The organism is Dyella sp., from assembly GCF_051962475.1.
In the GTDB taxonomy this organism is placed as follows: Bacteria; Pseudomonadota; Gammaproteobacteria; order Xanthomonadales; family Rhodanobacteraceae; genus Dyella_A.
Map to the genome: position 1 here is coordinate 1 of NZ_JBQCCF010000002.1, position 10,301 is coordinate 10,301.

At 68.2% G+C, this 10,301-nt stretch carries 8 protein-coding genes and 1 riboswitch; of the genes, 6 read left to right on the forward strand and 2 right to left on the reverse strand.

Annotated elements, in window-relative coordinates; translation table 11 throughout:
* Window positions 1-108: 108 nt before the first annotated feature.
* Entirely contained in the window at window positions 109-1,362 is a 1,254-nt protein-coding gene (locus ACTHJF_RS00010; RefSeq protein ID WP_440265243.1) for an efflux RND transporter periplasmic adaptor subunit, read from the reverse strand.
* A 156-nt stretch (window positions 1,363-1,518) separates the two neighbouring features.
* Complete coding sequence (gene ppc / locus ACTHJF_RS00015) at window positions 1,519-4,254, reverse strand: phosphoenolpyruvate carboxylase (protein WP_440265244.1); 2,736 nt, start codon at window positions 4,252-4,254, stop codon at window positions 1,519-1,521.
* A gap of 131 nt (window positions 4,255-4,385) precedes the next feature.
* Window positions 4,386-4,509, forward strand: a riboswitch (S-adenosyl-L-homocysteine riboswitch).
* 38 nt (window positions 4,510-4,547) lie between these two features.
* On the opposite strand from ppc, the gene ahcY reads away from it, so the two are divergent.
* The 6 genes from ahcY to ACTHJF_RS00045 all read left to right on the forward strand — a co-directional run bounded on the left by ahcY (window position 4,548) and on the right by ACTHJF_RS00045 (window position 10,126).
* Complete coding sequence (ahcY, locus tag ACTHJF_RS00020) at window positions 4,548-5,993, forward strand: adenosylhomocysteinase (RefSeq protein ID WP_440265245.1); 1,446 nt, start codon at window positions 4,548-4,550, stop codon at window positions 5,991-5,993.
* A 124-nt stretch (window positions 5,994-6,117) separates the two neighbouring features.
* Window positions 6,118-6,675 carry an RNA polymerase sigma factor gene (locus ACTHJF_RS00025; protein WP_440265246.1) on the forward strand — a complete coding sequence of 186 codons (558 nt, stop codon included), beginning with the start codon at window positions 6,118-6,120 and terminating at the stop codon, window positions 6,673-6,675.
* Window positions 6,675-7,433 (forward strand): hypothetical protein, encoded by a 759-nt coding sequence (locus tag ACTHJF_RS00030; RefSeq protein ID WP_440265247.1) that lies wholly within the window; start codon window positions 6,675-6,677, stop codon window positions 7,431-7,433. The genes ACTHJF_RS00025 and ACTHJF_RS00030 overlap by 1 nt, the downstream gene beginning before the upstream one ends.
* 225 nt (window positions 7,434-7,658) lie before the next feature.
* Window positions 7,659-8,483 carry a methylenetetrahydrofolate reductase [NAD(P)H] gene (gene metF, locus ACTHJF_RS00035; protein WP_440265249.1) on the forward strand — a complete coding sequence of 275 codons (825 nt, stop codon included), beginning with the start codon at window positions 7,659-7,661 and terminating at the stop codon, window positions 8,481-8,483.
* Window positions 8,484-8,514: 31 nt separating this feature from the next.
* Complete coding sequence (locus ACTHJF_RS00040) at window positions 8,515-9,156, forward strand: DUF4124 domain-containing protein (RefSeq protein WP_440265248.1); 642 nt, start codon at window positions 8,515-8,517, stop codon at window positions 9,154-9,156.
* Between the two features lie 52 nt (window positions 9,157-9,208).
* Entirely contained in the window at window positions 9,209-10,126 is a 918-nt protein-coding gene (locus tag ACTHJF_RS00045; protein WP_431634360.1) for a branched-chain amino acid transaminase, read from the forward strand.
* Window positions 10,127-10,301: the final 175 nt, after the last annotated feature.

Genomic DNA, 10,301 nt, shown 5'->3' on the forward strand with positions numbered 1-10,301 from the left:
ATTTTTTTGTGTTTTAATACTGTACCCGGTGGGGGGTTTTTTTTTTTGTTTTTTTTTTCCCCCCACATAACCACACCCCCCCCCCCCCGGGCTCCTACCTTGCAGAGTTCATTTCACGCGGATCTTGTCGTAGCGGTCCCACTGGCTGGTATCGGAGAGGATCACCTGGTCACCCACCTTCAGTCCGCGGGTGATTTCCACCCGGTCCACCGAGGCGGCGCCGATGCGCACCGGCACGCGGGTCGCCACGCCGGTGGATGGATCGAGGCGGAACAGGGTGATGTCGGCGTCGGCCTTGGCCTGGCTGGGCCGGCCGACAGAGAGCACGTGGTCCAGCGTGGCGACGCGGATGCGGCCGTCCACCGACAGGTCGGGACGCGAGCCCGGCGGCAGCTCACCGTCCAGCCGCACGTCCACCTGCACGCTGCCGTCGCGCACGGCCGGGTCGATCCGCTCGACCGCACCGGCCACGGCGCCGTTGTGCGTGTCCACGCTCACCGGCATGCCCAGGGCCACGTCCTTGGCCTGCACTTCCGGCACCTGCAGGCGGGCGATCAGCACGTCCGGTCGCGCCACCCGCGCGAGGTTGGCGCCTTCGGCCACCTGGGCGCCCTCTTGTGCCGCCACCTCCTGCAGCACCCCGGCGATGCCGGCCTTCACGTTCAACGCATCGGCCTGGCGCTGGCGCAGTTGCAGGTTGCTCTGCTGCTGGCGCAGCTTCGCCTGCACGGCGTCGAGCTGGGCGCGCATGTTGGCGGCAAAGGCCGCCACTCGCTGCGCCTCGATGCCGCGGCGCGTGTCCAGTTGCTTCAACGCGATCTGTCCCTGACGGAACTGCACGTCGGGGATCAGATGCAAGGTGGCGGCCTTCGCATCGGCGTCCGCCTTGACCTTGGCCGAGGCGTAATCGGACTCGGCCTGAGCAAGCGCCGAGCGCTGGTCGAGCAACTGGGAACGCAGCTCGGCGCGCTTGGCCGCGACATCGGCCTGGGCCGCAGCGACCTGCGCCTGCGCATTGCGCAGCGCGTCCTCCACGGCCGGGTTGGACAGCTTCATCAGGACGGTATCGGGCTTCACCGCGGCACCCGGCCAGATGAGGATCTGCTCGACCTGCGCCGCCGTCGCGGCGGCCAGCCAGCGGGTGGAGCGCGGCACCAGGGTGCCAGTGGCGCGCACCTCGCGCAGCATCTGCCCCTGCTGCACGGTATCGATCCACAGGCTGGCACGCTCGGCCACCGGCAGGGCGGGGCCGAGACGCACCAGCAGCACCACCACGCCAACCAGCACGGCGGCGCCGCCGGCGATCGACCACTGCAGCCGCCGACGGCGTCGGATCTTCAATTGGGGATTGGCGATATCCATGACCCAAGGTTGGCAAGCAGCGTGCCAACCCGGGCCATGCGGTGGAAACGGCGCCGTAGCGCGGTTTCCTGGCCGGGACAGGATGCCGCTTTCCGATCTCGATGTCCGCTTTCGGAATGCCCCGTTCGAACGCGGACAGCGCGCACCCGGCGCGGATCAGCCGGTGTTCTGCAACCCCTGCGAGACGCCGTTGACGCAGGCGACCAGGGCGCGCAGCAGAGCGTCGTCCTCGCCGCCGGAGGCGCGCCAACGCTTGAGCAGGTCGACCTGCAACACGCTCATCGGGTCCACGTAGGGGTTGCGCAGGCGAATCGACTGCGCCAGCCGGGGCGAACCTTCGAGCAGCTCCTGGCTGCCCTTCAGGCGCAGCACCCAGCGACAGGTGCGCTCGAACTCATCGCGGATCAGCCCGAAGAACGGCGCGTGCAGCTCGCCGGACAGCTGCGAGAACGCCTCGGCAATGGCCAGGTCGCATTTGGCCAGCACCATCTCCACGTCGTCGAGCATGTTGCTGAAGAACGGCCAGTCGCGCGCCATCTCGGCCAGCGCTTCTTCGCCGAACTCGGCCGCGCCCTGCTCCAGCGCCGTGCCCAGGCCGTACCAGCCGGTGATGATCGAGCGGCACTGGGTCCAGGAGAACACCCACGGAATCGCGCGCAGATCCTGCACGCCGCGCATGCTACGCCGGCGCGAGGGGCGCGAGCCCAGCGTCATGCGCTCGATCACGTCGATCGGCGTGGCGGTGCGGAAGTACTGCACGAAGCCGTCGCGGTCGACGAAGGCGCGGTAGTGCTTGCGGCTGGCGGCGGAGAGCGCGTGCATGCGCTCGCGCCACTCGGCCTCACGCGGCTCATCCTCGCGCGGACGCAGGCTGGCGCGCAGCACGGCGCCTACCGTCTGCTCCAGGTTGCGCAGCGCCAGCGCGCGGATGCCGTACTTGCGGTGGATCACCTCGCCCTGCTCGGTCACCCGCAGCACGCCCGCCACCGAGCCGCGCGGCGAGGACATCAGCGCCGGCGTCATGCGTCCGCCGCCGCGGCTGGCCGAACCGCCGCGGCCGTGGAAGAACGCCAGTTGGATACCGGCGCCCTGCGCGATCTCCAGCAGTTCCACCTGCGCGCGCTGCAGGCCCCAACGCGAGGCCAGCGTGCCGCCGTCCTTGCCGCTGTCGGAATAGCCGAGCATCACCCACTGGCGGTCGTTGCGGGTTTTCAGGTGGCTGCGATAGACCGGATCGGCGAGCAGCGCGCGCAGGGTGGCCGGTGCGTTCTTGAGGTCGTCGACGGTTTCGAACAGCGGGGCGATGTCCAGCGGAACGGTGTCGGTTGCCCCCTCTTCCCCACCGGGCGAGGACGTCACCACCAGCCCACCGTGGCGGGCGAGCGCCAGCACGGCGAGCACGTCGGCCGCGGTACGCGCCATCGAGATGATGTACAGCCCAATCGCCTCGCTGCCGTAGCGGCGCCGCGCTTCACCGAGCTCCTGGAACACCGCGCGCATGCGCTGCGCATCTTCCTCGTTCACCGGCGCCAACGATCGCTCGCCGCTGGCGAACGGATGCAGCTTTTCCACGCGCTGCTCGGGCGCGTGCTCGCCCCACTGCGCATCGTCCAGCAGCGCGGCCAGCGCGTCGTCGTGCACCTGCGAATCCTGGCGCACGTCGAGCCGGGCCAGGTGCAGGCCGAAGGTGCGCACGCGGCGGATCACGCGCTGCACGGCGTATGCGCCGGCATGCAGGCCGTGGTGCTCGATCAGGCTGTGCGCGATCAGTTCGAGGTCGCCGGCCAGTTCGTCGACGCTGGTGTAGCCCTCGGCGTGATCGTCCTCGAGGCTGGCCTCCAGCCGCGCACCGATCAGCGTGAGCAGGGTGCGGTAGGGCATGTCGGCGTGACGCGGGCGGATCTTCTTCGCCGCGGCGGGGAAGCGGGCGCGGTAGTCGTCCAGTCGCGCGGCAAGCTGCGGATCGATCGCCACGCGGCCCTGCGTCTGGCTAAGCAGGCGCGCCAAGCCGGCAACGTCTTCCATGTAATGCTCGATCGCGTGCGCGCGCTGACTGGCGAGGCTTGCCGCGATGGTGTCGGCGCCCACGTTGGGGTTGCCGTCCATGTCGCCGCCGACCCAGGTGGCGAAGCTGAGCAGCCGCGACATCGGCGCGGCCACGCCGTAGACCTGCTGCAACGCCTCGGCCAGCGCCTCGTACAGCGCCGGCACGATGCGGTAGATCGGATTGGCCAGGTAGAAACCGACGTGGTGGTGCTCGTCCTGCACGGTAGGCTGCACCGGCGAGGCCTCGGCAGTCTGCCAGCCGGCAGACAGCGCCATGAAGATGCGGTCGTCGTCTTCCTTGCGCTCCTGCGGCGTGCGGGTGGGATCAAAGTTGTCCACCAGCGAGCGCACGATCGCCTGCTCCTTCTCCAGCAGCGAACGGCGCACTGCCTCGGTGGGATGCGCGGTGAACACCGGTTCGATGTGCAGGCGACCGAGCCAGTCGAGCAGCTCCTCGGCGCTGACGCCCTGCGCCTTGAGCGCCGCGAACACGTCGAGCAGGGATTCGGGCTGCGGCGCGCCGCCGGCGCGCTGGTAGTCGCGACGACGGCGGATGCGGTGCACGCGCTCGGCAATGTTCACCGCCTGGAAGTAGGTGGCGAAGGCGCGCGCCAGTGCTTCGGCTTCGTCCGGCTGCATGCCGCTGAGGCTGCGACCGAGCAGGGCCACCGGTTCCCCCTCGCGGCGACGGCGGATGGCACTGGTGCGCACCGCTTCCACCCGCTCGAAGAACGCTTCGCCACGCTGCTCGGCCAGCATCTGCCCGACCATCGCGCCGATCCGGCTCACGTCCTCGCGCAGGGGAGCGTCGTGCGGCAGGTCGGGAGTTTCGGGCTGGAAAGGCATGACGATCTCCGTGAGGCAACCGCCCAAGCCTAACGAAAAATGCTGCTTGTGCAGCAAATTGAGCGGCGTCGGCGCTGCGACGCCGTGTGCGCAGGGCATCGAACCACGCTTGCGGTTAGAATGCCCTGCTGCCCGCTGAGGGGCGCTGCGACCGTTTGCGACGGCGGCCTTGTCCGCCCTGCCCGCCTACTTGAAGGCCGGCACGTCATCCGGCCAGGCTCGGCGCGGCACGTTCGACAACGGCGCCCGGTTGCTTTCACGCGAAGACTTTTCGCACCGAACCGGAGATTTTCATGAACGCTGTCACCCGCGACCTTTCCAACCACGACTACAAGATTGCCGACATCGGCCTGGCCGAGTTCGGCCGCAAGGAGCTGGACATCGCCGAGCACGAGATGCCGGGCCTGATGTCGATCCGCAAGAAGTACGCCCCAAGCGCACCGCTGAAGGGCGTGCGCGTCACCGGCTCGCTGCACATGACGATCCAGACTGCCGTGCTGATCGAGACGCTGAAGGACATCGGCGCCGACGTGCGATGGGCCTCGTGCAACATCTTTTCTACCCAGGATCACGCCGCCGCCGCGATCGCCGCCACAGGCACCCCGGTGTTCGCCTGGAAGGGCGAGACGCTGGAGGAGTACTGGGACTGCACGCTCGACGCGCTGACCTTCCCCGGCCAGGGTGCGGACAAGTTCCTCGGCCCGCAGCTGGTGGTGGACGACGGCGGTGACGTGACGCTGCTGATTCACAAGGGCTACGAGCTGGAGAACGGCTCGGACTGGGTCAACACCGCCTCGGAGAGCCACGAGGAGCAGGTGATCAAGAACCTGCTCAAGCGCGTGGCGAGCGAGCGTCCGGGTTTCTGGCACACCGTCGTGCGCGACTGGAAGGGTGTCTCGGAGGAGACCACCACCGGCGTGCATCGCCTGTACCAGATGCTGGAGGCCGGCAAACTGCTGGTGCCGGCGATCAACGTCAACGACTCGGTGACCAAGTCGAAGTTCGACAACCTGTACGGCTGCCGCGAGTCGCTGGCCGACGGCCTGAAGCGCGCGATGGACGTGATGCTGGCTGGCAAGGTGGCCGTGGTGTGCGGCTACGGTGACGTCGGCAAGGGCTCGGCGCACAGCCTGCGAGCCTACGGCGCCCGCGTGGTGGTGACCGAGATCGATCCGATCAACGCGCTGCAGGCAGCGATGGAAGGTTTCGAGGTGAACACCGTGGAGAGCACGCTGGGCCGTGGCGACATCTACGTCACCACCACCGGCAACAAGGACGTGCTGACCATCGAGCACCTGAGCCAGATGAAGGACCAGGCCATCGTCTGCAACATCGGCCACTTCGACAACGAGATCCAGGTCGATGCGCTGAAGAAGTTCCCCGGCGTCACCGCGCTCAACATCAAGCCGCAGGTGGACAAGTACACGTTCAAGGACGGCCGCTCGATCTTCCTGCTGGCCGAGGGCCGCTTGGTGAACCTGGGCTGCGCCACCGGCCATCCGAGCTTCGTGATGTCCAACTCGTTCTCCAACCAGACGCTCGCGCAGATCGACCTGTGGGCGAAGAAGGACAGCTACGAGAAGAAGGTCTACATCCTGCCCAAGAAGCTGGATGAGGAAGTGGCCCGCCTGCACCTGGAGAAGATCGGTGTGAAGCTGACCACGCTGACCGACGCCCAGGCCGCCTACCTCGGCGTGCCGAAGGAAGGCCCGTACAAGCCGGAGCACTACCGCTACTGATCGGCCTGATCACGCAGCTGAAGAAGGGGCGCAGCGATGCGCCCCTTTTTTTGTCTACCGTCTCCGCTGTAAGAATCGGCCGGCTGGCGCGTCTTACCGGGTGACCCCCGACGGAGACATGTCCATGCCCATTTCGATCGACAGCGAAGGCGAGCCCATGACAGACCACGCGCCACCCGACGTCGCCATGCTGGCTCGCCTGTATGGACGGCAGGTTTTCCAGGCCGCCTACCGGGTGCTCGGCCACGCCAGCCAGGCCGAGGACCTGCAGCAGGATGTGTTCCTGCGCGTGCTCGAACGGCCGACCGGACCGGTGGACTCCTGGCCGGCCTACCTGGTCACGCTGACCGCGCGGATGGCGATCGATCGCCTGCGCCGGGCGCAGCGTTGGCGGCGGCTCCTGCCGTCGTGGCGCGCCGCTGCACCGGCCGCCTTCGACAGCACCGAACAGAGCGCGATCCAGCACGAACGTTCCCGCCAGTTGCGCGACGCACTGGGCCGGCTGAAGCCGCGCGAGGCCGAGTGCTTCACCCTGCGCCACGTGCAGGGGCTGGAGATCGCCGAGATCGCCCGCGCCACCGGCATGAACAGCAACCACGTCAGCGTCTGCCTGCATCGCGCCGTCCGCGCGCTGGAAGCGCGCCTTGGCGAAACCGACCCCACTACCCCGGAGGTGCTGTGATGAACCCGACCCTCTCTGCCCGACTGACCACCCACCTGCGCGCCCTCGATGAGGGGCTGTCCGCGACCGCCACCGATACCGCCCAGCACAAGCTCGAGCAGCGCCTGGCCGGCCGACGCCAGAACACGGCGCAGCGCCGCTGGCTCGGCTGGACGGCGATCACCGCCACCGCCGCGCTGATGCTGGCACTGTTCCTGCTGCCCACCTCGCACGGCATCGCGTTCGACGCGGTACAGAAGCGCCTGCGCGATTTCCACACGCTGACGCTGCAGATCGAGCAGCAGTCGCAAGGCATCGCGATGCCGCCGATCCGGGTGTGGATGAACCGGGAGGGCGACGTGCGCACCGACTTCGGCACCGCCACCTCGGTCATCGTCAACGTGCGCGAACAGCGCATGCTCAGCCTGCTGCACGACAGCCACTTCGCGTTGCAGATGCCGCTGCCGGCCACCGGCAAGGCGGGCGACCCGCTGGCATGGCTGGAGCCGGTTCGTCGGTTCCAGGGCGAAGCGCGCAAGCTGCCGGGCACCCGGGTGATCGACGGCAGGCCGACCACGGGATGGGCGCTCGATGTGCAGGGCATGCACATCGTGATCTGGGCCGATGCCGATGCGTTGCCGCGCGCGGTCGAGATCGGCGGCAACGGCAGCCAGCTGCGCCAGACCATGCACGTGTCGATGGATACACCGATCGATCCGGCCACGTTCAGTACCGCCCTGCCGCCGGGCTATCGCCTGATGGCGCCGGACGCCGACTGAGCCGGGCTCGCCCTACGGGCATCGCGCCGGGACGCCGCTTAGGGTCCCGGTTTGTGGCGTCGGGCTTCGGCCTTTCGCCACCGGCGATGCCTCGTGGAAAGCCCGGCTGGGGTGACACGCACCACTCGCCGAGCTGGCGAGCCTAGATATATCGCTTCATCGCGACACAAGGATATATACTGTGGCCCCATGGCCTTCCATCCGCCTTTCCTGGAGACCGCGGCGATGCCGGCGATCAGCTTTGAATTCTTTCCACCCAAGACCGATCAGCAGCGCGCGCAGCTCGATCGCGCGGCGCAGTTGCTCAAGAAGGCGCAGCCCGATTACGCCTCGGTGACGTTCGGCGCGGGCGGCTCCACGCTCAGCTACACCGGCGAGACGGTGGCCCGCCTGCACCGCGAGCATGGCCTCCCGGTGGCGCCGCACCTGTCTTGCATGGGCGGCACGCGCGCCGAGATCGCCGCCCTGCTAGACGGCTACCGCGCGGCCGGGTATCGCCGGATCGTGGCGCTGCGCGGCGACCTGCCCTCAGGCATGGCCTCGCCCGGCGACTTCCGTTATGCAGCCGAGCTGGTGCGCTTCATCCGCGAGCATTCGGGCGACCACTTCCACATCGAGGTAGCGGCCTACCCGGAAACCCACCCGCAGGCCGAGGACGCACTGGCCGACCTGCGCCACTTCCAGGCCAAGGTCGAAGCGGGCGCAAACGGCGCGATCACGCAGTATTTCTTCAACCCCGATGCCTATTTCCGTTTTGTCGACGACGTGCGCGCGCTCGGCGTCACGGTACCGATCGTTCCGGGGATCATGCCGATCAGCAACTTCAGCCAGCTCAAGCGCTTCTCCGACGCCTGCGGCGCGGAGATCCCGCGCTGGATCGCCAAGCGCATGCAGGCGCACGGCGACGACGCCGAAGCGATCGCCGAACTCAGCGCACAGGTGGTCGCCGGGCTGTGCCGACGCCTGCTCGAGGGCGGCGCGCCAGGCCTGCACTTCTACACGCTGAATCGCGCCCGCCCCACCCTCGCCATACTCGACCTGCTGCACTGATCCGCCGTCGCCGCGGCGCTATGCTGCGACGATGCGTCGGACTTCCCTCCTGCTGCTGGTGTGGCTGGCCATAGGGATCGGCCCGCGGCCGCTGCTTGCGCAGGAGGCGGGCATCCATCGCTGCGTCGATCACGCCGGCCGCTTGGTCTTTACCGATCGCGTCTGTGCCGACGTGGACGCCACCCCCGCCCTGCCCGGCGACAACGCCGGGTCGGCCACCTCGCCGGTGGATGCTCCGCCGCGGTACGAGGACCGCTCTGCGCAGCTGTGCGCCGCCACGCTGGATGCGCTGCGCCAGCAGATCGTGGACGCCTTCGCCGCTCGCGATCCCAACCGCCTGGCCGGCCTGATGCTGTGGGACGGCTACAGCCGACGCGGCGTGGTGGAGCAGATCCGCACGCTGGGAACGTTGATGCGCCAGCCGCTGCTCGATGTCGCCGACGACAGCCCCGTTCGCGTGCTGCAGACCGCCCCTAGTGCTGCGGCGCTCTACGATGCGAGCCGACCCTTGGGCCCCGAGGCGCAGTCGTCTGACACGGACATCGACGACGCCCGCCCGCCGGCCGCGATCACCCTGGTCACCGGCCCCGAAGACGCCAGCGGCGCCAGCACCTCCACCCGGTTCGCGCTGGTGCCGCAGTCGGGCTGCCTGTGGCTGCGCCCGGCCGATTAGTGGCGCGCGAGCCGACCCGTTATCATGGGCGGTCCCCAACCGGAGAACCGTCATGGCGCAGCAGTACCCCGAATGGATCTGGCAGAACGGCGAGATCAAGCCGTGGAAAGACGCCACCGCCCACGTGATGTCGCATGCGCTGCACTACGGCTCCTCGGTGTTCGAGGGTATCCGCAGCTATGCCACGCCCGATGGCGCGGCGATCTTCCGCCTCACCGATCACCTCAAGCGCCTGTACCAGTCCGCGCGTATCTACGACATGGTGCTGCCGTACTCGCTAGACGAGCTTGCCACGGCCTGCCGCGAGGTGATCAAGAAGAACGGCTTCTCCGCCGCCTATCTGCGCCCGGTGGCCTATCGCGGCCTGGGCGGATTCGGCCTCTCCGCCGAAACCCCGATCGACGTGGCCGTGGCGACCTGGCCGATGGGTCCGTACCTCGGTCCGGAGGCGCTGGAAAAGGGCATCACCGCCTGCGTGTCGAGCTGGCAGCGCTTTGCGCCCAACACCATCCCGGCCGGCGCCAAGGCCGGCGGCAACTATCTCTCCGGCCAGCTGATCGCGCGTGAAGCGCGGCGCCTCGGCTTTGGCGAGGGCATCGCGATGGCCTCCACCGGCCTGCTCAGCGAAGGTGCCGGCGAGAACCTGTTCCTGGTGTTCGACGGCGTGCTGCACACCACCCCGGCCAGCGCCTCGATCCTCACCGGCATCACCCGCGACACGATCAAGGTGCTGGCGCGCGAGGAAGGCATCGAAGTGGTCGAGCGCGACATCCCGCGCGAGTACCTGTACCTGTGCGACGAGCTGCTGATGTGCGGCACCGCCGCGGAGATCACGCCGATCAACTCGGTCGACGGCAAGCAGATCGGCAACGGCACCGCCGGCCGCGTCACCCGCCGCCTGCAGGAGCTGTACTTCGGCCTGTTCGACGGCAGCACCAGCGACAAGTGGGGCTGGCTGGAAGCAGTCTGACGCTCACCATCCCTGCGCAGAACAAAACGCCCCGCACCGCGGGGCGTTTTTTTAACCACCCGTAGGAGCCCCGGGCCGGGGGGCAAGAGGAGTGGATGTGGTGTGTTAAAAAAAAAAAAAAAAAACCCCCAACGGGGGCGAAAAAAACCAACGGGATATTTGTTAAAAAAAAATT

Coding starts and splice junctions, on each gene's coding strand:
- metF (WP_440265249.1), top strand. CDS start 7,659: ATGCCGGCGATCAGCTTTGAATTCTTTCCACCCAAGACCGATCAGCAG.
- ACTHJF_RS00010 (WP_440265243.1), bottom strand. CDS start 1,362: ATGGATATCGCCAATCCCCAATTGAAGATCCGACGCCGTCGGCGGCTG.
- ACTHJF_RS00025 (WP_440265246.1), top strand. CDS start 6,118: ATGCCCATTTCGATCGACAGCGAAGGCGAGCCCATGACAGACCACGCG.
- ahcY (WP_440265245.1), top strand. CDS start 4,548: ATGAACGCTGTCACCCGCGACCTTTCCAACCACGACTACAAGATTGCC.
- ACTHJF_RS00040 (WP_440265248.1), top strand. CDS start 8,515: ATGCGTCGGACTTCCCTCCTGCTGCTGGTGTGGCTGGCCATAGGGATC.
- ACTHJF_RS00045 (WP_431634360.1), top strand. CDS start 9,209: ATGGCGCAGCAGTACCCCGAATGGATCTGGCAGAACGGCGAGATCAAG.
- ppc (WP_440265244.1), bottom strand. CDS start 4,254: ATGCCTTTCCAGCCCGAAACTCCCGACCTGCCGCACGACGCTCCCCTG.
- ACTHJF_RS00030 (WP_440265247.1), top strand. CDS start 6,675: ATGAACCCGACCCTCTCTGCCCGACTGACCACCCACCTGCGCGCCCTC.